This window comes from Isoptericola sp. Y581 (assembly GCF_059445475.1).
In genome coordinates, this window is sequence record NZ_JCAIUK010000007.1 from 14,058 (window position 1) to 34,273 (window position 20,216).

Here is a 20,216-nt window from a genome sequence, read left to right on the forward strand (position 1 = left end):
GGACGGATGCGCATCATGAAGCACGCACCGACACAGGGGTTCTCGACCGGGCTGCGGCGCGCCGCAGGGCTCGGAGTGGCCGCGGCGCTCGCCGTGGGCGGCGCCGTCGCCGCCCCGGCGCACGCGGACCCGCCGGTGGCCGGCGGCTACTGGGCGACGTCCTACGAGCAGGGGCAGCCCCGGCCGGCCGGCTTCCCGGCGGCGGCCAAGGCGCGCAACGTGCACGGCGAGCGGGCGCTCGCGGCGGACGACGTCACCGGCGTGTGGTCCGAGCACGCGAACAGCGGGGACGAGCGCGTGGCGAACCTCGCCGACGGGGATCCCACGACGAAGTGGTACGCGAAGGGCAGCGGCGGGCCGTCGGACGACCGGCCGCTGACGGCGATCTACACCCTGGCGAAGGCCACGAAGGTCACGGCGTACTCGCTCACCGCGAGTGACGACAGCGCGAAGTTCCCCGAGCGCGACCCCCGGTCGTGGACCGTGCTGGGCAGCAACGACCCGCGCGCCGCCCAGGACGCCGACCACAGGTCGTGGCGGCAGGTGGGCGCCCAGGCCGACCAGGAGCTCGGCGCGTCCGGGCTGACGCGGTTCTTCGGCGCCGAGCGGCCGGGCAGCTACCGCTACTACCAGCTGCGCATCACCGCCAACTCCGGCGGGATCGACGCGAAGACCACCACCCAGCTCGCCGACTGGACCCTGCGCACCGACGCGGGGACCAAGGCGTCCGCCCTGGGCGCCTCGGTCGAGCAGGCGGGCTCGGTCGAGGGCGCCGACGGCGACCGTGCGCTGCGGTTCGCGGGGCGCGTCGGGTCGAAGGGGCCGGCCAGGTCGTCGATCGTCCTGCAGTCCGGGCTGGACGTCGTCGTCGGCGCGGACACGGACCTGACCTACCGCGTCCGGCCGGGGGACGCGGCCGCCGGCCACGTCGCCGTCGGCGTCGTGCACACCGCGCCGGACGGCTCCGACCCGCAGCGCCTCGCGGCCGACGCCGCCCGGGACGTGGACGCCGGCGGTGAGCCGGGAAGCTGGAGCGAGACGACGCTCGACCTGTCCGAGCTCGCGGGCCGGCACGTGCAGCAGGTGCTGCTCGACTACGCCGACGACCGCGCCGCGCGCGGCCCGGTCGAGGGCTGGGTGGACGGGCTCGCGATCGGCTCGCCGCTGCTCGGCCCGGACGCCGAGTGGTCCTACCTCGACGAGCCGGACGTCGACCCCGCCGACGGCGCGGCCGACCGCACGGCCTGGACCCTGCCCGACGCCGGGCCGGGCGACGGGTGGGAGACGGCCGGCGGTCCGTTCGGCGTGAAGAACGGCGGCACCGACCTGGGCGACGGGTTCCCGGTCACCACGCAGCTGAACCAGCACAAGGACGGCGCCGACGGGCCGAACGTCGAGGCGTACTTCTTCCGCACCACCTTCACCGTCGACGAGGCCGCGATCGACGCGTTGGGCGAGCTCACCGGCCGCCTCCGCTATGACGACACGGCGACCGTCTACCTCAACGGTGCGCGGATCGCCGGATGGAACGACGGCGAGATCACCGAGAACCTGCAATACCAGTACCCCGACGGCGGGGGCGGCATCGGCGACCCCGCGACCGGCATCTTCGTCGTCGACCCCCGAGACCTGGTGGCGGGCGAGAACACGCTCGCGGTCGAGGTGCACCAGGCGAACGCGACGAGTTCCGACGCCTACTTCGGGTGGTCGGGCCTGGCCGCGGGGTGGGGCGCCGGCGGGTTCACCGACGAGGAGCTCGGGCGCGAGTACCCCTCGGACACCCTGCCCACCGCGCCCGGCGGTCAGGACTACTTCACCTGGCTGCTGCGCTCGTTCGACGAGGCCCGGCAGGAGCCGACGGTCATGGGCCCGAACGTGCCCTACCCGCTGGGGACGGAGCGCGACGAGCTGACGGGCGCGAACGACCGCACCGTCGTCGACATCAACAACGGCGCCACCGGTCGCGACGACCCGCAGGTCGCCAAGGCGCTCCTGGATGCGCACGACAGCCCGTCGGCGACGATGGCCGACGGGCTCGGCAGCGTCGTCGGCGACCTCTACGCCCAGGCCCTCGCCGACGGCGAGCTGCCGCGGACCGAGGCGCTGCTCGGGTGGCGGGTGGAGAAGCCGACCCCGTCGTCCGGCGACTGGTACCAGGAGGCGAAGAACGCGTACGCGTACGATCGGCCCTTCGTCCGGATCGGGTTCGCCGCCGACGGCGGGCTGCTGCGGATGTGGGACAGCGCGGGCGGGTACGCAGGACTCGAGGGCGACGGCTCGTTCCCGAGCGGGCACACCAGCCACGGCTACGCGCAGGGCATCGTGCTGGCGACCCTGCTGCCGGAGCTCGCCCCGCAGGTCCTGGCGCGGGCGTCCGAGTACGGGAACAACCGGATCCTGCTCTCCTACCACTACCCGACCGACGTGATGGGCGGCCGGGTCGTGGGCGAGACCACCGCGACGCTGCGCTGGTCGGACCCGGAGTTCCGGGACCTGCTGGACGAGGCCGGCACCGAGCTGCGGACGGTCCTGGCGCGCAAGTGCTGGGAGGTCGGCGCCGGCGACACGCTGGACGAATGCCTCGCGGGCCAGGACCCGTACCTGCCCACCGACCAGGCGCTGTCGGTCTACAAGGACCGCCTGACCTACGGGTTCGACGCCGTGGCCGACACCGGCCGCGCCCCGAACGTCCCGGCAGGGGCCGAGAACCTGCTGCTCACGTCGTTCCCCGACCTCGACGACGCGCAGCGGCGCGCGGTGCTCGCCGCGACGCAGATCCGCTCCGGGTACGTGCTGGACCAGGCGGACGACACCGGGAGCTGGCAGCGGCTCGACCTCGCCGCGGCGATGAGCGCGGCCGTGAAGGTGCTGCCGGACGGCGGGCTCCGCGTGAACGGCGCGCGCGTCGACCCGGGGGAGGTGCCGGCGGCGGCACGCTGAGCCACCTCGACGTAGCGGCTTTCTCGACGTAGCGGCTTCTTCGCGTCCCGGCCCCGGGACGCGAAGAATCCGCTACGTCGGCGCTACTCGCACCCGACGCCGTCGCCGTCGCGGTCCAGGTGGGCGCCATACCCGGGGTCGCCGACGCGCACCGGGGCCGCGCCGTCGTCGCGTGCGGCGTCGCAGTTCTCGTAGGACCCGGACCCGGAACCGGACCCGGACTCGGGCTCCGGCGCCGGCTCCGACTCGGGTCCTGGTTCGGCGTCCGGCGGCGCGGGTGCGGCCTCCGCCCCGGGCGCAGATTCGCCCTTCGGCCCCCGTGGTCCCTGCTTCCCCGCAGGACCCTCCTCGCCCCGTGGCCCCTGCTTTCCTGCGGGGCCCTGTTCCCCGGCCTCGCCCTCGGGCCCGGCGGGTCCGGGTGGTCCTTGCTGGCCCACGGAGCTGCGTGGTGAGGCGGCCTGCTCGAGAGCCGCGATCCGTGCTCCCTGGTCGGCGAGGACGACGCCCTCGACGACGACGAGTACGGACAGGGCCGCGACGGTCACTGCCAAGACCGCCCGACCGGTGCTGCGGGGCTTCCGGGCGGTCGTCGCCGGTGCCTCGATGGGTGGTGCGTCCATGTCACCCTCCGCGATTGCACAGTGGGCGCCGCCCGTGGGTCCGGGCGGTGGCGTCGGCCTCGTCGTCGACGTACCAAGAAAGAGAGAGACCGGTGCCGGCGCGGTACCGGCGGGCGGGGTGAAGTCCCGGCCACCGCTATTGTTGACAATGTTGTGTCGGCGGCGAAGGGGACGTGATGGCGGACGACGCCCAGGTGCGGGACGAGCTGCGAGCGGCGATCCTCCGGGGCGACCTCGCCCCCCGCCAGCGGCTGGTGGAGGCGGACCTGTGCGAGCAGTTCGGGGCACGACGGTTCGCCGTCCGCGCGGCGCTGCAGGCGCTGGAGGCGGATGGCCTGGTGGAGCGCCAGGCCCATCGCGGGGCCCGGGTCCGCGAGATCAGCCTGTCCGAGGCCATCGAGATCAGTGAGATCCGGATGGTCCTGGAGGGGCTGGTCGCGGCGCGCGCGGCTGAGCGCGTGACGTCGTCAGGGGCGACCCGCCTGAGCGCGATCGCCCGGCGGATGCGCGCGGCGGTGCAGGTCGGAGAGCCTGCGGAGTACAGCGATCTGAACGCCGAGCTGCACGCGACGCTCCGCGAGGTCGCCGGGCACGAGACGGCGAACCAGATCATCGCCCAGATGCACGGGCAGATGGTGCGCCACCAGTTCGCGCTCTCCCGGGTGCCGGGTCGGTCGGCGGTCTCGCTCGCCCAGCACGAGGCCATCGTCGAGGCCGTCGTGGCGCGCGACCCGGCGGCGGCCGAGGCCGCGATGCGCCGCCACATCACGTCGGTCATCGAGGCGCTGCGCGCGCTCGGCTGACCCGCATCCATCTCCCCGCAGCACCCGCCGCCCGGTGGCGACGCCCGTCGCCGCGCCCCGGGCTCGTGTGGTGCGCGGGTGAGGTCCCAGCAGATTGTTGACAGGATTGTCAACAATCTGTGAGCATCGGCGGTGCGACGCCCTCATCGACGAGCGGCGGAGGTCTCGAGGAGGAGAGCCATGATGCAAGCACTCGCACGGGGGCCCAGGACGCCGCGACGTCGGGCCCTGGTGGTCTCGATGGCAGTGGCTGCGGCCGCCTCGCTCGCGGCCTGCGGCTCGGGCGGCGGGTCGGGCGACGCCGCGACCGGGGACGCCTCCGAGGGGGCCGACGGCACGATGGCGATCACCGTCGGCGTCATCCCGATCGTGGACGTGGCCCCGATCTACCTCGGCGTCCAGGAGGGGTTCTTCACCGACCACGGCCTGGAGGTGACGCTCGAGTCGGCCCAGGGCGGCGCCGCGATCGTGCCGGCCGTCGTCAGCGGCCAGTACCAGTTCGGCTTCAGCAACACGACGTCCCTGCTGCTCGCGGCCACGAACGGGCTGGAGCTCCAGGCGGTCACCGAGGGGGCCTCGACCACGGGCGAGGACGGCGCCGACTTCGGGGCGGTCGTCGCCCCCGCCGACAGCGGCATCGCGTCCGCCAAGGACCTCGAGGGCAAGACGGTCGCGGTCAACACGCTCAACAACATCAACACCACCACGGTGAACAAGGCGGTCGTGGCGGACGGCGGGGACCCGTCGACCATCACGTACACCGAGCTCGCCTTTCCCGACATCGTCGCCGCCGTGGTGAAGGGCGACGTCGACGCCGGCCAGGTGGTGGAGCCGTTCCTCACCCAGGCCGCCGACCAGGGCCTCGAGCAGGTGGTGTCCAACTACGTGGTGACCGACCCGGACCTCACCATCGCTATGTACTTCACCTCCGACGCCTTCGCGCAGGAGGACCCGGAGACGGTGCAGGCGTTCACCGACGCCATGACGGAGTCGCTCGCCTACGCCGAGGAGCACCCCGACGACGTGCGCCAGGTGCTCACCTCCTACACCGAGATCGACGAGGGCACGCTCGAGAACCTGACGCTGCCGCGGTGGCCGGCCGAGATCGACACCGACTCGGTGCAGCTGCTCGCCGACCTCGCCGTCTCCGACGGCCTCATGACCGAGGCTCCCGACCTCTCGAAGCTTCTGCCGTGACGGTGGCGGCCACGGCCCTCCCGGCCCTCGCCGACCCGGTGCTGCTCGATGACGGCGAGGAGGCGGGCCGATGACGGTGGCACGCCGCGTGATCCTCACGGACCCCCCGCGCGCGGACCTCGACGTGGTGGCGGAGCTCGGCCGGTTCGGCGTCGCCACCGTGCACGAGGCGATCGGCCGCGCGGGCAGCCTCGGCCCCGACCTGCGACCGGTCCAGCAGGGGGCGCGCGTGGCAGGCACCGCCGTCACGGCGCTGTGCTGGCCCGGCGACAACCTCATGATCCACGCGGCCGTGGAGCAGTGCCGCCCCGGCGACATGCTCGTCGTCGCGACCGCCGCGCCGTCGACGCACGGCATGTTCGGCGAACTCTTCGCCACCGCGCTGGCGCACCGGGGCGTGGTCGGGCTCGTCATCGACGCGGGCGTGCGTGACACGGCCGAGCTGCGCGCCATGGGCTTCCACGCCTGGGCCCGGCACGTGAGCGCGCAGGGCACGGTCAAGGCGACCCCGGGGTCGGTGAACCTGCCGGTGGTCGTGGCCGGGCAGGTGATCGACGCCGGGGACGTGGTGGTGGCCGACGACGACGGGGTGGTCGTGGTGCCGCGCGCGGACGCCGCGAGCGCCCTCGAGGCGTCCCGGGTTCGTGTCGCCAAGGAGGAGGCCACGCGCACCGCCTTCGCCGCCGGCGAGCTGGGGCTGGACCGGTACGGGCTGCGGCCGCTGCTCGCCGATCTCGGCGTGCGGTACGCCGACCGTGGCGAGTTCCTGGCGGACCGGCGCGGTTCCGGCGAGGCGGGTGGCGCGTCGTGACCAGGCTGCCGGGCGCCCTCATGCGCGGCGGCACGTCCAAGGGGCTGGTGCTGCTCGCGTCGGACCTGCCCGCCGACCCGGCCGAGCGCGACGACCTGCTGCTGCGTGCGATGGGCAGCCCTGACCCGCGGCAGGTGGACGGCCTGGGGGGCGCGCACCCGCTGACCAGCAAGGTCGCGGTGGTGGGCCTGTCACCCGACGACGCCGCGGACGTCGACTACCTGTTCCTGCAGGTGGTGGTGGGCGAGCCGGTGGTGTCCACGTCGCAGACGTGCGGCAACATGCTCGCCGCCGCGGCGCCGTTCGCGTTGCTGCGCGGACTGGTCCCGGCGGCGGACGGCGCCACGCGGGTGCGGGTGCGGATGGTCAACACGGGCACGGTCGCCGCCGTCACGGTCCGCACGCCCGGTCGCCGCGTGACGTTCGAGGGCGACACCCGGATCGCCGGGGTACCGCGCCCCGCCGCGCCGGTCGAGATCGAGGTCGCGCCCTCGGGACGGCCCCTCCTGCCCACGGGCGCCGTCGTCGAGGGCGTCGCGGGGCTCGATGCGACGCTGATCGATGCCGGGATGCCGACCGTCCTGGTGCGCGCGGCCGACCTGGGTCTGGCCGGCGACGAGCCCCCGGCCGCCCTCGAGGCGGATGGCGCGCTCGCCGCGCGCGTGGCGGCGCTGCGCGCGGAGGCGTTCGGCCGGATGGGGCTGGCCGGCACCCTCGCCACCACGACCACCCCCAAGGTCGTGCTCGTCTCGGCTCCCAGCGAGCACTCCGATGGCGGCACCGTTCGCACGCGCAGCTTCATCCCCGAGCGCGTGCACGAGGCCATCGGCGTGCTCGGCGGCGCGAGCGTCGCGGCCGCCGCCCTGCTCCCCGGCACCGTGGCGCACGACGTCGCGAGGCCGCCGTCCGGCGCCTCGCCCGGCACGGCGCCAGACACCGTGGCGGTGCGCGTCGAGCACCCCACCGGCTACCTCGACCTGCACGTCGACAGTGCTGCCGAGAGTGCTGCCGATAGTGCCGACGACGGCACGCCGGGGGCGGTGCGCGTCGTGCGCACGGCGCGCCTGCTCATGGACGGCGTCGTCGATCCCGGCCCCTGACCGGCCAGCGCCCGCCGGCCAGCGCCCGCCGGCCAGCGCCCGCCGGCCAGCGCCCGCCGGCCCGCCGGCCCGCCGACCCCCCCGACCCACCGACCCGCGATCGAAGGAGCCCCGTTGACCCGCATCTTCGGCGACGTCGCCCACCTCGGGTACGCGCAGCTGCTCACCCCGGACCTGGACGCGACCGTCTGGTTCTGCACCGAGATCCTCGGCATGACCGAGACCGCCCGCTCCGGCGGGGCGGCGTACCTGCGCACCTGGGACGACTACGAACAGACCAGCGTGATCGTGCAGCAGGCGCCCGCGGCCGGCATCGGGCGGGTGGGGGTGCGCGCCTCGAGCCCGGAGGCGCTCGCGGCGCGAGTGGACGCGCTGGTCGCCGCGGGGCACGACGGCGAGTGGCAGGACGGCGTCGCGGGCACGGGGCGCACGTTCGTCACCCACGACCCGGACGGGCACGAGGTGGGGATCTACCACGACACCGCCTGGTACCGGGCCCCCGAGGCCCTGCGGCCGGGGCTGAAGAACCAGCCGCAGGCCAAGCCCAACCGGGGCGTGGCGGTGCGCCGCCTCGACCACGTGAACTACCTCGCGGCCGACGTCGAGCGCAGTTCCGGCTTCTTCACCGACCTGCTCGGCGCCCGCGCGACAGAGCAGATCCGGCTCGACGACGGGCATGTCTCCGGGCGGTGGACCACGTTCACCAACAAGTCGTACGACGTCGTGTACACGGAGGACTGGACCGGCTCGAGCGGGCGGCTGCACCACCTGGCGTTCGCCCCCGACAGCCGCGACGACATCCTGCGCGCCGCGGACCTCGCCCTCGATCACGGCGTGCCGATCGAGACGGGTCCGCACAAGCACGCCATCCAGCAGACGTACTTCCTCTACCTCTTCGAGCCGGGCGGCAACCGGATCGAGCTGTGCAACCCGCTGACGCGCCTGGTGCTCGCCCCGGACTGGCCGGTGATCACGTGGACCGAGGCCGAGCGGGCCCGAGGGCAGGCGTGGGGGCTGAAGACGATCGAGTCGTTCCACACGCACGGCACCCCGGCCGCGCCGGGCACCGACGACCGGCGCTACCGGCCGCGTGCCCTCGACGTGGACGTCCCGGAGCAGCGATGATCGTCGACTGCCACGGGCACTACACCACCGCCCCGGCCGCGCACGCACGGTGGCGTACGGACCAGCTCGCGGCCTGGCGGGCCGGGGCGTCGGCCCCGCCGTACCCGCGGATCTCCGACGACGAGATCCGCGAGACCGTCGGGGAGAACCAGCTGCGGCTGGCCGACCAGCGCGGCGTCGACCTCACTCTGTTCTCGCCCCGGGCGTCGGCGATGGGGCACCACGAGGGCGACCTGCGCACGAGCGTCGCGTGGTCCCGGGCCTGCAACGACCTCGTCGCGCGCGTGGCGGGGCTGTTCCCCGGGCGGTTCGCCCCGGTCTGCCAGCTGCCGCAGGCGGCCGGTGAGGGCATCGACGCCGCCGTCGCCGAGCTCGAGCGGTGCGTCGAGGCCGGCTTCGTGGGCTGCACCCTGAACCCCGACCCCAGCGGCGGGCACTGGAGGTCGCCCCCGCTCACCGACCGCTCCTGGTACCCGTTGTACGAGCGGATGGCGGAGCTCGACGTGCCGGCCATGGTCCACGTCTCGGCCAGCGCCAACCCGGCCGTCCACGCCACCGGAGCGCACTACCTCAACGCCGACACCACCGCCTTCATGCAGCTGCTCCAGGGCGACCTGTTCGCCGACTTCCCCACCCTGCGGCTCGTGATCCCGCACGGCGGCGGGGCGGTGCCGTACCACTGGGGCCGGTACCGCGGGCTCGCGGACATGCTCGGCAAGCCGGACCCCGCCGAGCACGTGCTGCGCAACGTCTGGTTCGACACCTGCGTATACCACCAGGCGGGCATCGACCTGCTGCTGTCCGTCATCGGTACCGACCACGTGCTGTTCGGCTCCGAGGCCGTGGGCGCCGTGCGCGGCGTCGACCCCACGACGGGCCACTCCTTCGACGACACGCGCCGGTACGTCGACGCCGCCGCCCTCACCGCCGCGCAGCGCGACGCCGTCTACGCCGGCAACGCCATGCGCGTCTACCCCCGCCTCTCCGCACGATCTGACCGCATCGGAACGACCGCACCGACCTGATCCCGCACCACGGCACCCGACGACGCGTGCCGACCACCACCGAGGGAGAAATCATGTCCAGACACCACGCGCGCGCAGCGCTGGCGGCGCTCGCCGGAGCCGCGCTGCTCCTGACCGGCGCGACGGGCGCCGTCGCCGGCCACGGAAGCAGCCACGGAAACAGTCACGGCGGCGGGGATGGCGGCGGGCACGGCGGCCGTCCCGCCGTGACCGAGGACGGCCTGCGCGACCTGGCCGCGCTGCCGCCGGCGATGTCGTGCGACGAGACCCTCGGCCTCGACCTCGACCTTGACGGCGCGGGCGACCCGGCGGACGCCGCGGTGACGGTCGAGTCCGCCACGCTGGTCGACGACGGCGGGGACGACGGTGACGCGCCGCCGTACTGCGAGGTCACCGGCACGGTGGAGCCGGCGGTGACGTTCGTCGTGCGGCTCCCCACCGAGGGGTGGACGCAGCGGTACGTGCAGACCGGGTGCGGCGGGCTGTGCGGCAGCGCGAACATCAACTTCGGCCAGGCCGACGGCTGCCCGGTCGTGGAGGACGGCACCGTCGCCAGCGCCACCACCGACATGGGGCACGAGGGCCAGAACGACGGGTCGTGGGCCGTGGACGACGCACAGGCGCAGATCGACTTCGCCTACCGCGGCGTGCACGTCACCTCGCAGGTCGCGAAGGCGATCATCACGGAGTTCTATGGCCGCGCGCCCGCGTACTCGTACTTCACCGGCTGCTCCGACGGCGGCCGCGAGGCGCTCATGGAGGCGCAGCGCTACCCGGACGACTTCGACGGCATCGCCGCCGGCGCCCCCGCCAACAACATGGCCGTGCAGAACACCTACCACCACGCGTGGAACGTGCTGGCCAACCAGGACGACGACGGCCGGTTCGTCCTGCTCGCCGACCGGCTGCCGCTGGTGCACCAGGCGGTGCTGGACGCGTGCGACGCGAGCGACGGGGTCGCCGACGGCGTCCTCGACGACCCGCGCCGGTGCGACTTCGACCCCGCGACGCTGGTCTGCGCCGACGGGGCGGCGGCTGAGGCGTGCCTGTCCACCGAGGAGGCCGCCGTCGTGCGTCGCCTGCACGACGGCGCGGTGACCGAGGACGGCAGGACCCGGCTGGAGCCGGAGATCGCGCACGAGTGGGGGTCCGAGCTCGAGTGGTCGCTGTTCGTGCCGGCCACGGCGGACGGCCACTCGCAGAGCGAGAACTTCGCCCTGTCCTACCTGCGGTACCTGGCCTGGCCGGAGGCGCAGGACCCGGACTTCCAGCTCTCCGACCTGCGGTTCACGCGCGACGGGTTCTGGGACACGGTGCAGTCGTCGAGCTACATGTCGGCCCTCGACCCGGACCTGAACGACTTCCGGCGCGACGGCGGCAAGCTGCTGCTCTGGCACGGCTGGAACGACCAGCACATCTCGCCGCAGTCCACGCTGGCGTACTTCGACGCCATGGACGACGCGATGGGGGAGCGCCGGGTGGACGCCTTCACGCGGCTCTTCATGCTGCCCGGCGCGGCGCACTGTGGCGGCGGCGACGGCCCGAGCTCGACGGACGTGCTCACCCCGGTCATGGCCTGGGTGGAGAGCGGCGCCGAGCCCGAGCGGATCGAGGCGGCACTGACCGACGACGACGGCACCGTTGTCCGCACGCGGCCCGTCTTCCCGTACCCGCAGGTCGCGCGCTACGACGGCACCGGCAGCACCGACGATGCGGCCAACTTCGTCGCCGTCACCCCGCGCCGGGAGCCCGGCCCCGGCTACCGGTGGCTCGGGCAGCGGCTGTACTCCAGCGGCTACCAGACCTGGGCCGCCGCGGACGGCGGCGCCCTCCGCCTGTGGCCGCACCGCACCTGGCTGACGGCGAAGGACGCCTGACTCGTCGGTCGCGCTAGCTCGACCGACGCGGTTCACCCCCGCGACAGCACCAGCGCGGCGCTGTGCCCGCCGAACCCGAAGGCGTCCACGAGCGCGTGCCGCGCCGTCGTCGGCCTGGGCGTCGTCACGACGTCCAGGTCGACGGCCGGGTCGGGGTGATCGAGGTTGAGCGTGGGCGGCACGACGCCGTGCCGCAGGGAGAGCAGCGCCACCAGGGCGCCGAGTGCGCCGGACGCGCCGAGCAGGTGCCCGGTCGACGCCTTCGTCGCCGTGACCGGCGGCGGTGCGCCCAGAGCGGCCCGCAGGGCGACGGCCTCGTTGACGTCGCCGGCCAGGGTGGAGGTCGCGTGCGCGTGCACCAGCCCGAGGTCGCCGGGGTCGATCCCGGCGTCGCGCAGCGCGAGCCGCACCGTGCGGGCCTGGTTGGCGGGGTCGCCGCCGACGATGTCGTGCGCGTCCGACGTCACGGCGGCGCCGTCGAGCGCGCCGAGCACCGTCGCGCCCCGCGCCCGGGCGTGCTCCTCGGCCTCGAGCACCAGCAGGACCGCGCCCTCGCCCATGACGAAGCCGTCGCGGTCGGCGTCGAACGGGCGCGACGCGCGCGCCGGGTCGTCGTTGCGGGTGGACAGGGCGCGGGTCTGGGCGAAGGCGGCGAGGGAGAACGGCAGCACGCCCGCCTCGACGCCGCCGCACACGACGACGTCGGCCTGTCCGGTGCGGATCAGGTCGCGGCCGGTCGCGAGGGCCTCCGACCCGGCGGCGCACGCGCTCACCGGGGAGCGCGCCCCCGCGCGCGCCCCCAGGTCGATCGACAGCCAGGCCGCCGGCCCGTTGGACATCAGCATCGTGACGGCGTGCGGGGAGACGCGGCGGGGGCCGCCGTCGGCCAGCGCCCGACTCTGCGCCAGGGTGGTCGCGATGCCGCCGTTGGCCGTGCCGACGGCGACCGCGAGCCGGTCGCGGTCCACGTCGGGCGATCCCGCCGACGCCCACGCCTCGTGACCAGCGACCAGCGCCAACTGTTCGGCGCGGTCGGTGCGACGCGCCCGCCGAGCGTCGAGCGCCCGGAGGAACCCGTCGTCCACCCGCGCCGCGAACCGGACGGGCAGGTCGCGCGCCCAGTCGTCCTCGATGCCGGCGACCCCCGTCCTGCCCGCCATCAGCCCGCGCCAGGTCTCCTCCGCCGTCAACCCGAGGGGCGTGACCGCCCCCGCTCCCGTGACCACTGTTCGTCGCACGTCAGTTCCCCCTCAGTCCGGTCGCCCCCTGCTCCCGCACTGCGCAAGACCCCGTGCACGTCCTCGTCGTGACGCACACTCTGCCGTGCTCCCCCGCGCGTCGCCCAGGCAGGTCAGGCATTCGAGGAGTTCCATGGATCTCGGGCCGTGCCCCGCGCAACGAGGCGAGGGGGCCGGGAAGACGATCCAGGAGGTCGCCATGAGCCAGACGATCGACCAGTCCGGCGCCGGGCCGGAAGAAGCTGCGGCGCCCGACCACGGGCTCAAGCGGGTGATGGGGCGCAAGCTGCTGCTGCTGTTCATCGTGGGCGACATCCTCGGCACCGGCGTCTACGCGCTGACGGGCCAGGTGGCCGGCGAGGTCGGCGGAGCGGCGTGGGCGCCGTTCCTCATCGCGTTCCTGGTGGCGACCCTCACCGCGTTCTCGTACCTGGAGCTCGTCACCAAGTATCCGCAGGCCGCCGGCGCCGCGCTGTACACGCACAAGGCATTCGGCATCCACTTCGTCACGTTCATCATCGCGTTCATGGTGATGAGCTCGGGCATCACCTCGGCGTCGACGGCGTCCAACGCGTTCGCCGGGTTCCTCAGCGACGGCTTCGGCCTGGGCCTGGAGGAGGGCGGCATCGGGCGGATCGGGATCGCGCTCGGCTTCATGACGCTCGTGGCGCTGGTGAACTTCCGCGGTGTCGGGGAGAGCGTCAAGGCGAACGTGGTGCTCACCCTCGTGGAGCTGTCCGGCCTGCTCATGGTGATCTTCGTGGGCATCTGGGGGATGACGCAGGGGCGGGCCGACTTCTCCCGCGTCGTCATCTTCGAGAGCGCCGACGACAAGAGCGTCTTCCTCGCGGTCACGGCCGCCACCACGCTGGCGTTCTTCGCGATGGTCGGTTTCGAGGACTCGGTCAACATGGCCGAGGAGTGCCGGGACCCGGTGAAGGACTTCCCGCGCACCATGCTCACCGGACTGTCGATCACCGGCCTGATCTACGTGCTGGTGGCGATCACGGCCGTGGCGCTGGTGCCGGTGGGGGACCTGGCCGACGACTCCAAGGGCTCCGCGCTGACCCAGGTCGTCGCGGCCGGCGCGCCGGGGCTGCCGTTCGACACGATCTTCCCGTTCATCGGCATGTTCGCCGTGGCGAACTCGGCGCTGATCAACATGCTCATGGCGTCGCGGCTGCTGTACGGGCTGGCCCACCAGGGGGTGCTGCCCCAGGCCTTCGGCAAGGTGCACCGCACGCGGCGCACGCCGTGGGTGTCGATCATCGTGACCACGCTGATCTCGTTCGGGCTGATCATCTACGTGGTGCGCGCGAGCGGTAGCGAGTCCGGAGCCAACGCCGTCAGCCTGCTGGGTGGCACGACGTCGCTGCTGCTGCTGGTCGTCTTCGCCGTGGTGAACGTGGCGCTGCTGGTGCTGCGCCGCAAGCCCGTGCAGCACGCGCACTTCCGCACCAAGGCCTGGGTCGCGCTGCTCGGGGCCGTCACCTGCGCGTACCTCGCCGGGCCCTGGGCGCGCAGCGAGGAGCAGCAGGAGCAGTACGTCATCGCGGGCGGGCTCGTCGCCCTCGGCGTGGTGCTGTCGTTCGCCACGTGGCTCTACAACCGGGCGGTGCGGCACCGGCAGATCCACTTCGAGGACGTGGGCGAGCTCGACGAGGACAAGCCCGGCGCGGGGTTCCCGAAGCGTTGATCCGCGGCCGTGCGGCGCAGAGCTATCACCAGATGATGATAGTCACCAAATAGTGATAGCTTCGCGGGATGACGGACGATGATCGGCGTGACCTGCTCGGCCTGCTCGGCCCCGTGAGCCGGGCCCTGCGGCGGGCCGAGGAGCGGTGCGCGAAGGACGCGGACCTCTCGATGTGGCAGTACGCCGTCCTGTCGACCGCGTCGAGGCAGGAGGGGCTCAGCCAGGCGCAGATCGCCGACCAGCTCGGCTACAGCAGGAACCGGATCATCCACGACCTGGACCTGCTCCAGGCCCGGGGGCTCGCCGAGCGTCGCGCGGGTGCCGACCGGCGCAGCCACGCGGTCCACGTGACGCCCACGGGGCGCCGCACGGCCGCCGAGATCCGCGCCGGCATCTGGGCCTTCGAGGACGACCTGATGTCGCATCTTCCGGCCGGGAGCCGCGACTCGCTGCAGAGCCTGCTCGAGCTCGTCCTGGCCCGAAACCCGTGAGCCGGGTCGCGCGCATCGAAGTCGTCGAGCGCATCGAAGCCTGAGAGGGGTCGACCGATGGAGACATCCGCACTGCACACCGCGACCGAGACGTTCGCGTCATACCTGTCGGAGGTGACAGCGGGCGACCTCGGGTTCCCCACGCCCTGTGCAGGCTGGGACGTCGCCGACCTCTACCACCACGTGCTGGGGGAGAACGTCCGCTTCGGCCTCGCCGTCAGCGAGCAGCGCCTCGGCCACGACGCGCCCGACGACCTCGCGCCCCTGCTCGACGCGTCGGGCGACGCCGACCGCAGCAGGGGCGGGCTGGACCTGCCCTACCGTCGCTCCGCCGCCTTCATGGCGGGTGCCTTCGCGACGGCCCAGGACGCCACCGTGCTGAGGTCGGTCGCCGGGGTCCCGGGGCCGCGCACCGTCGGTGACCTCTACGACATGCAGCTGTGCGACACCGTCATCCACACCTGGGACCTCGCCCGCGCGGTCGGCCTCGAGTGCGAGATCGCGCCGGGGCTCGCCGACATCGTGCTCCGGCGGATGGAACAGGTGCCGGACTCGGCCCGCGGGGACGGCAAGGCGTTCGGGCCCGTCCGCACCTCCGCCCGCAACGCCGTCCAACCTGCTCCCGGCGTCCTCGAGCGGATCATCCTGCTGTCCGGCCGCGCGGACGACCGCGGCTGACCGTCGCGGTCACTGCCTCGCGTCGTAGTCGTCGCGGGCGAGGCCGACCTCGGGCATGTGGTGCTCGGCCCAGGTCTTGAGCTGCCCGAGGATGTCGCCGAGCGACTCGCCCAGCGGCGTGAGCTCGTAGTCGACCCGCACCGGGACGGCGGCCGTCACCGTGCGGGTGAGGATGCCGTCGCGCTCGAGGCCGCGGAGCGTCTGCGTGAGCATCTTCTGGCTGATCCCGGCGAGCTGCCGGGACACCTCGGAGTAGCGCCTGGGGCCGTCGGCCAGCGACTTGATCACGAGGGCGACCCACTTGTCCGCGAGCCGGTCGAGGAGCTGTCGGCTCGGGCACGCCGCCAGGAAGGCGTCGAACTCGACCCTGGCCTCGTCTCGCTGTGCCTGCGCGGTCATCGTCGGCATGGCTCTCCTTCGGGTACGTACCCCACTGAGGGGTGCCTTCTTCCCGGGAGAGAGTACCGCCCGCATGCTGGCAGCACCACGACACACACCATCCACCAGGAGGTTCCCGTGCCCGCACTGCTCGCCTATTCCACCCACGACGCGCCCGTCCTCGAGGAGGTCGCCCCGCCCGAGCTCGGCGCCGCCGACGTCCGGCTCCGCGTCGCCGCCGCGGCGGTCAACCCCGTCGACGTCACGGTGGTGAGGGGCCCGCTGCGCGACATGCTCGGGCTGCCCGACCCCCTCGGGCTCGGCTGGGACGTCAGCGGCACCGTCATCGAGGCCGGCGCCGACGTCGTCGGCCTGGCCCCCGGCGACCGGGTGGCCGGCTTCCTCCACGTGCTCGCGCTCCGGCCGACCGTCGGCACCCACGCCGACGAGACCGTCCTGCCCGCCGGAGCCGTCGTCCGCGTCCCCGAGGGCCTCGACCTCGTCGAGGCCGCCTCGCTCCCGGTGACCGCCCTCACCGCCCGGCAGGCGCTCGACCTGCTCGGCCCCGCCGAGGGGCGCACCCTGCTCGTCACCGGCGGCGCCGGCGCCGTCGGCGGGCATGCCCTCGTCCTGGCCGCCCGCGCCGGCTGGAAGGTCACCGCGCTGGCCCGCGGCACCGACGCGGAGCTCGTCGGGCGGGCCGGCGCCGACCTGGTGACCGAGCTCCCGGGCGCGCCTTCCGGCCCAGTCTTCGACGCGGTGCTCGACGGCGCGGTGCTGCTGGAGGCGGCGCTCGCCGCGGTGCGCGACGGCGGGACGTTCGTGGGGCTGGCCCCCGGCGCCCCGGTCGCCGCGGAGCGCGGGATCACGGTGCACACCGTCGGCGTCGAGCCCAACCCCGCGGCGCTCGCCGACCTGCTCGCGCTCGCCGTGGACGGCGTGCTCGAGGTGCGGGTCGCCGGCCGCGTGCCGCTGGACGACGCGGCACGGGCCTACGACGAGGTCGGCGCCGGCGGCCAGCGCGGCCGCTGGCTCATCGTGCCCTGACGCGATCGTGCCGCCCCGTCGATCGGCCCGTGCCCGTCCAGCTCGGCGGCGGCCTCGGAGCGCCCCAGCAGCGACAGCACCGGCACCGTCACGCGCACCGTCGGCGTGATGCGGCGCGCGACGTACGCCAGGTCCGGCACCGCAGGGGGCACGGCGTGGTTCACGGCACCGTCCCGCGTGGTGCTGTCCGGTGTGGTGCTGCCCGGCGCGGTCCTGCCCGGTGGATTGCTGTCCGGTGTGGTGCGGCTCGGTGTGCCGGGCTTTTCCGCCTGCCGTCCCGACGTGGCGTCGGCGAGGAGCAGGTCGGCGGCGGCGTCCGCCCGGAGCTGCGCGAGCGTGCGTCGGTCGCCGGCCTCCCGGGCGCGCCGGCCCGCGCGGGTGAGCCGGTCGTAGGCGGCGTGCGCGCTCGGTGCGGGGAGGTAGGCCGAGAGCCAGGCCATGCCGTCGGCGCCCGGGTCGACGTAGACGGCTCGCGACTCCGCGGCCCTGCGGTGGCGCTCGACGAGCGGTTCCGGATGGGCGAGGTCGCGCGCGCGACGCAGGTGTCGGCGTAGCTGGGGCACGGTGCAGGTCACGGCGCGGGGGAGGACGGCGGCCTCGACCAGCGTGCGGGCCTCACGCGTCGGGAGCTCGGCCAGGGTGTCCGCGACGGCGGTGGCGTGGGCCAGCGAGACGCGGCCGCTGCAGAGCGCGTCGAGGGTGGCCCGTCCCGCGGTGCCGTCGCGCTGGGCCAGGGTGCGGGCCGTGTCGAGGAGGTGGGCGGCGGCCTGCTCGGACAGGCGTAGCGCCGTCGCGAGGTCGGCCGTGAAGGACCGGTGGGCGAGCTCACGGCGCCGCTCGGCACTCGCGCGGCTCAGCTCGACGTCGTCGTCGGCGAGCAGCGCAGCCTCCGCGTGGGCGGCCGTGCGCCGAGCCCGCTCGACGGCGACAACCTTGCGACCCTCGAGCTCGTCGATCTGCCGCTGGATCGCCACGACGTCGTCGATCGCCGCCGACACGTGCCCGAGCGACGCCCTGGCCACGGAGGGCACGGAAGGCCCGGAGCCGTGCGGGTCGCGCGTCGCGTCGGTGTCGAACATGTGTTCGACCCTAGCGTCGTCGCCGACCCCCGACAAGGCTGCGGACAATGGCCTGTGGACAACCGTCGCCGCAGGTCAGACAGCGGCAGGTCAGACGGAGGCGAACGCCGCCTCGAAGGCCGCCCGCACCGGGGCGTTGAAGAGGACGAAGCGGACTTCGTCCAGCGCGGCGGGGTTCACGTCGTCCCACGCCCGGGTGGCCTCGACGGCGGCGCGCGCGACGTCGCCCGCCGCCCAGCCGTAGACGCCGGCGCCGACGGCGGGGAACGCGACCGTGCGGGCGCGCAGGTCGGCCGCCACGTCGAGCGACCGCGTGAAGCACGACTCCAGCATCGCGGGGTCGGTCTGGCCGCGGTGCCGGTTCGGGCCGACGGTGTGGATCACCCACGCGGCGGGCAGGTCGAACCCGGGCGTCGCGACGGCGTCGCCCACCGGCAGGCCCCCGGGCAGGGTGGTGCGCCGGAGCTCGTGGCACGCCTGCAGCAGCCGTGGCCCCGCGGCGGCGTGGATGGCGCCGTCGACCCCGCCGCCGCCCAGCAGCGACGAGTTCGCGGCGTTGACGATCGCGTCCACGGCGACGGTGGTGATGTCGCCCTCTTCGATGGTGACGCGCACGGCTCCTCCTGGGCGGGGTCTGGTCGGGTGCCTGTCGGGTGAGGTTTGTCGGGCCGGCTGCGGTGCTCAGGCGGTGCGGCGCGCCTTGTCCTCGTCGGGCATGAGGATCCACAGCACGATGTAGGCCAGCACCTGCGGGCCGGGGATGAGGATGGACGCGACGGTGAGGACGCGGACCAGGCCGCGGCTCCAGCCGAGGTAGTCCGCCAGGCCGGCGCAGACGCCGCCCAGCACGCGGCCGTAGTTCGGCCGGAACAGCTTGTGCCGGGAGGTGGGGGCGGGCTGGACGTACGGGGTCGAGGTTGATGTGCTCATGCTCCGACCGTACGAGCGCCGCCGCGCACCCGGTATCGGGTGCTCCCCCGGTTCGACCCTGAGGAACGGCCGGGGTCCCGACCCTTCGACAGGCTCAGGACGGCGCGGGCTCAACCCGCGAGACGGGGTCAGTCGAGGTCCGCGACGGCGGCCGCCACGCGGCGCTGCGACGCCCGCGCGAACTGAGGCCAGCGGTCCCAGTAGTACGGCAGGGCGATGACGCCCTGCACCAGGGTCCAGCCGCGGCCGCGCTCCCAGGCGCCGTCGTCGAGGTCGCCCCCGGGTCCGGCGCCGGCCGCCTCGCGGAACGCGTCGCGCGTGCGGCCGGAGAAGAGCCACCAGGCGGGCGGCAGGTCTGCCGCCGGGTCGCCGACGCCGAGCGTGCCCCAGTCGATGACGGCGGTGAGCCGGCTGCCGTCCGAGATGAGGTTGCCGGGCATGAGGTCGCCGTGCAGCCAGGCGCCGGGCACCGGGTCGGCGGCGGCCTCCAGGGCCCGGTCCCAGGCCTTGAGGACGACGGGTCCGTCGAGGCGGTCCCCGGACGCGGCGGTGGCGGCGCGGACGTCGTCGTCGAGGCGGGCGAGGGGCACCCCGCGGCTGGTGCCCTCCTTGACGGGCCCGTCGGTCGGGTCGACCGCGCGCAGCGCGGCGACGAACGCCCCGAGGTCGGCGGCGGCGTCGTCCGGGTCGAGGTTCGGCGTCGTGCCGGGCTCGAGCGGGTCGACGACGGCGGCGCCAGGGAGCCACGGCGCGACCGACCAGGGGAACGGGTAGTCCCCGTCGGGCTCGCCGAGCGCCAGCGGCGCCGGAACCGTCAGCGGCATGTGCGGGGCGAGGCGCGGCAGCCAGCGCGCGTCGTTCCGAGCCTGTGCGGCGGCCCACGCGACCTTGGGCATGCGGGCCACGAGGTCGTCGCCGAGCCGGAACAGCAGGTGGTCGGTGCCGGACTCGGTCACGGGGCGCACCGGCCGCGAAGCCCACTGCGGATGCTGCGACGCCACCAGACGGCGGACGTCGTCAGCGGTGATCGGGACCTCGTCGTCGTGCAGGGGCATGCCCACGACCGTACGGAGCGCGCCGCGGCCAGGCCAGGGAATTGCGGTGCCACCTGCGACGAGGGTGGGGAGTTCTCCCCATGGACCGGCCTCGTCCCTGGACCTGGCATGTGAAAGCCTTGCGCA

19 protein-coding genes are annotated in these 20,216 nt (G+C 74.3%); 12 read left to right on the forward strand and 7 right to left on the reverse strand.

What is annotated here, in order from left to right; genetic code table 11:
* Positions 1-15: 15 nt before the first annotated feature.
* Positions 16-2,940 (forward strand): acid phosphatase, encoded by a 2,925-nt coding sequence (locus AC1C2W_RS13885; protein ID WP_495413413.1) that lies wholly within the window; start codon positions 16-18, stop codon positions 2,938-2,940.
* Positions 2,941-3,023: 83 nt separating this feature from the next.
* Here AC1C2W_RS13885 and AC1C2W_RS13890 read toward each other — a convergent pair whose 3' ends face one another.
* On the reverse strand, positions 3,024-3,560 hold the full coding sequence (locus tag AC1C2W_RS13890; protein ID WP_495389846.1) for an excalibur calcium-binding domain-containing protein: 537 nt from the start codon (positions 3,558-3,560) through the stop codon (positions 3,024-3,026).
* Positions 3,561-3,736: 176 nt separating this feature from the next.
* Here AC1C2W_RS13890 and AC1C2W_RS13895 point away from each other — a divergent pair, with 176 nt between their 5' ends.
* From AC1C2W_RS13895 to AC1C2W_RS13925, 7 genes are all read left to right on the forward strand, one after another.
* The gene (locus AC1C2W_RS13895; protein WP_495389847.1) at positions 3,737-4,363 is read left to right on the forward strand and encodes a GntR family transcriptional regulator; all 627 of its coding nucleotides are present in this window, start codon (positions 3,737-3,739) and stop codon (positions 4,361-4,363) included.
* Between the two features lie 180 nt (positions 4,364-4,543).
* Positions 4,544-5,560 carry an ABC transporter substrate-binding protein gene (locus AC1C2W_RS13900; RefSeq protein WP_495389848.1) on the forward strand — a complete coding sequence of 339 codons (1,017 nt, stop codon included), beginning with the start codon at positions 4,544-4,546 and terminating at the stop codon, positions 5,558-5,560.
* Between the two features lie 70 nt (positions 5,561-5,630).
* On the forward strand, positions 5,631-6,371 hold the full coding sequence (locus AC1C2W_RS13905) for a 4-carboxy-4-hydroxy-2-oxoadipate aldolase/oxaloacetate decarboxylase (RefSeq protein WP_495389849.1): 741 nt from the start codon (positions 5,631-5,633) through the stop codon (positions 6,369-6,371).
* On the forward strand, positions 6,368-7,471 hold the full coding sequence (locus tag AC1C2W_RS13910; RefSeq protein WP_495389850.1) for a PrpF domain-containing protein: 1,104 nt from the start codon (positions 6,368-6,370) through the stop codon (positions 7,469-7,471). The genes AC1C2W_RS13905 and AC1C2W_RS13910 overlap by 4 nt, the downstream gene beginning before the upstream one ends.
* Positions 7,472-7,585: 114 nt before the next feature.
* The gene (locus AC1C2W_RS13915) at positions 7,586-8,596 is read left to right on the forward strand and encodes a VOC family protein (RefSeq protein WP_495413414.1); all 1,011 of its coding nucleotides are present in this window, start codon (positions 7,586-7,588) and stop codon (positions 8,594-8,596) included.
* Complete coding sequence (locus tag AC1C2W_RS13920; RefSeq protein WP_495389852.1) at positions 8,593-9,621, forward strand: amidohydrolase family protein; 1,029 nt, start codon at positions 8,593-8,595, stop codon at positions 9,619-9,621. The genes AC1C2W_RS13915 and AC1C2W_RS13920 overlap by 4 nt, the downstream gene beginning before the upstream one ends.
* Positions 9,622-9,674: 53 nt before the next feature.
* Entirely contained in the window at positions 9,675-11,498 is a 1,824-nt protein-coding gene (locus AC1C2W_RS13925) for a tannase/feruloyl esterase family alpha/beta hydrolase (RefSeq protein ID WP_495389853.1), read from the forward strand.
* 32 nt (positions 11,499-11,530) lie between these two features.
* Here the strand turns inward: AC1C2W_RS13925 and AC1C2W_RS13930 are convergent, their stop codons facing one another.
* Positions 11,531-12,736 (reverse strand): beta-ketoacyl-[acyl-carrier-protein] synthase family protein, encoded by a 1,206-nt coding sequence (locus AC1C2W_RS13930; protein WP_495389854.1) that lies wholly within the window; start codon positions 12,734-12,736, stop codon positions 11,531-11,533.
* A gap of 199 nt (positions 12,737-12,935) precedes the next feature.
* On the opposite strand from AC1C2W_RS13930, the gene AC1C2W_RS13935 reads away from it, so the two are divergent.
* The 3 genes from AC1C2W_RS13935 to AC1C2W_RS13945 all read left to right on the forward strand — a co-directional run bounded on the left by AC1C2W_RS13935 (position 12,936) and on the right by AC1C2W_RS13945 (position 15,601).
* Positions 12,936-14,432 (forward strand): APC family permease, encoded by a 1,497-nt coding sequence (locus tag AC1C2W_RS13935; RefSeq protein ID WP_495389855.1) that lies wholly within the window; start codon positions 12,936-12,938, stop codon positions 14,430-14,432.
* 68 nt (positions 14,433-14,500) lie between these two features.
* Complete coding sequence (locus tag AC1C2W_RS13940) at positions 14,501-14,923, forward strand: MarR family winged helix-turn-helix transcriptional regulator (RefSeq protein ID WP_495389856.1); 423 nt, start codon at positions 14,501-14,503, stop codon at positions 14,921-14,923.
* A 57-nt stretch (positions 14,924-14,980) separates the two neighbouring features.
* Entirely contained in the window at positions 14,981-15,601 is a 621-nt protein-coding gene (locus AC1C2W_RS13945) for a TIGR03086 family metal-binding protein (protein WP_495413415.1), read from the forward strand.
* Positions 15,602-15,610: 9 nt separating this feature from the next.
* Here the strand turns inward: AC1C2W_RS13945 and AC1C2W_RS13950 are convergent, their stop codons facing one another.
* Positions 15,611-16,009 (reverse strand): winged helix-turn-helix transcriptional regulator, encoded by a 399-nt coding sequence (locus AC1C2W_RS13950; protein ID WP_495389858.1) that lies wholly within the window; start codon positions 16,007-16,009, stop codon positions 15,611-15,613.
* 108 nt (positions 16,010-16,117) lie between these two features.
* On the opposite strand from AC1C2W_RS13950, the gene AC1C2W_RS13955 reads away from it, so the two are divergent.
* Positions 16,118-17,026, forward strand: a complete 909-nt coding sequence (locus AC1C2W_RS13955; protein ID WP_495389859.1) for an alcohol dehydrogenase catalytic domain-containing protein — start codon at positions 16,118-16,120, stop codon at positions 17,024-17,026.
* Here the strand turns inward: AC1C2W_RS13955 and AC1C2W_RS13960 are convergent.
* The 4 genes from AC1C2W_RS13960 to AC1C2W_RS13975 form a co-directional block, all read right to left on the reverse strand.
* Complete coding sequence (locus tag AC1C2W_RS13960; protein WP_495413416.1) at positions 16,972-18,105, reverse strand: DUF222 domain-containing protein; 1,134 nt, start codon at positions 18,103-18,105, stop codon at positions 16,972-16,974. The two genes, AC1C2W_RS13955 and AC1C2W_RS13960, sit on opposite strands and share 55 nt — an antisense overlap.
* Positions 18,106-18,195: 90 nt before the next feature.
* Entirely contained in the window at positions 18,196-18,720 is a 525-nt protein-coding gene (locus AC1C2W_RS13965) for an O-acetyl-ADP-ribose deacetylase (protein ID WP_495389861.1), read from the reverse strand.
* Between the two features lie 66 nt (positions 18,721-18,786).
* Positions 18,787-19,035: a PspC domain-containing protein gene (locus AC1C2W_RS13970; protein WP_495389862.1), complete on the reverse strand. Its 249-nt coding sequence runs from the start codon at positions 19,033-19,035 to the stop codon at positions 18,787-18,789.
* 128 nt (positions 19,036-19,163) lie between these two features.
* Positions 19,164-20,090, reverse strand: a complete 927-nt coding sequence (locus tag AC1C2W_RS13975; RefSeq protein WP_495413417.1) for an aminoglycoside phosphotransferase family protein — start codon at positions 20,088-20,090, stop codon at positions 19,164-19,166.
* Positions 20,091-20,216: the final 126 nt, after the last annotated feature.

What these genes read in the sequence shown, in the direction of transcription:
- AC1C2W_RS13885 (WP_495413413.1), top strand. Translation starts at nt 16, where the DNA reads ATGAAGCACGCACCGACACAGGGGTTCTCGACCGGGCTGCGGCGCGCC.
- AC1C2W_RS13890 (WP_495389846.1), bottom strand. Translation starts at nt 3,560, where the DNA reads ATGGACGCACCACCCATCGAGGCACCGGCGACGACCGCCCGGAAGCCC.
- AC1C2W_RS13895 (WP_495389847.1), top strand. Translation starts at nt 3,737, where the DNA reads ATGGCGGACGACGCCCAGGTGCGGGACGAGCTGCGAGCGGCGATCCTC.
- AC1C2W_RS13900 (WP_495389848.1), top strand. Translation starts at nt 4,544, where the DNA reads ATGATGCAAGCACTCGCACGGGGGCCCAGGACGCCGCGACGTCGGGCC.
- AC1C2W_RS13905 (WP_495389849.1), top strand. Translation starts at nt 5,631, where the DNA reads ATGACGGTGGCACGCCGCGTGATCCTCACGGACCCCCCGCGCGCGGAC.
- AC1C2W_RS13920 (WP_495389852.1), top strand. Translation starts at nt 8,593, where the DNA reads ATGATCGTCGACTGCCACGGGCACTACACCACCGCCCCGGCCGCGCAC.
- AC1C2W_RS13925 (WP_495389853.1), top strand. Translation starts at nt 9,675, where the DNA reads ATGTCCAGACACCACGCGCGCGCAGCGCTGGCGGCGCTCGCCGGAGCC.
- AC1C2W_RS13935 (WP_495389855.1), top strand. Translation starts at nt 12,936, where the DNA reads ATGAGCCAGACGATCGACCAGTCCGGCGCCGGGCCGGAAGAAGCTGCG.
- AC1C2W_RS13940 (WP_495389856.1), top strand. Translation starts at nt 14,501, where the DNA reads ATGACGGACGATGATCGGCGTGACCTGCTCGGCCTGCTCGGCCCCGTG.
- AC1C2W_RS13945 (WP_495413415.1), top strand. Translation starts at nt 14,981, where the DNA reads ATGGAGACATCCGCACTGCACACCGCGACCGAGACGTTCGCGTCATAC.
- AC1C2W_RS13950 (WP_495389858.1), bottom strand. Translation starts at nt 16,009, where the DNA reads ATGCCGACGATGACCGCGCAGGCACAGCGAGACGAGGCCAGGGTCGAG.
- AC1C2W_RS13960 (WP_495413416.1), bottom strand. Translation starts at nt 18,105, where the DNA reads ATGTTCGACACCGACGCGACGCGCGACCCGCACGGCTCCGGGCCTTCC.
- AC1C2W_RS13970 (WP_495389862.1), bottom strand. Translation starts at nt 19,035, where the DNA reads ATGAGCACATCAACCTCGACCCCGTACGTCCAGCCCGCCCCCACCTCC.
- AC1C2W_RS13975 (WP_495413417.1), bottom strand. Translation starts at nt 20,090, where the DNA reads ATGCCCCTGCACGACGACGAGGTCCCGATCACCGCTGACGACGTCCGC.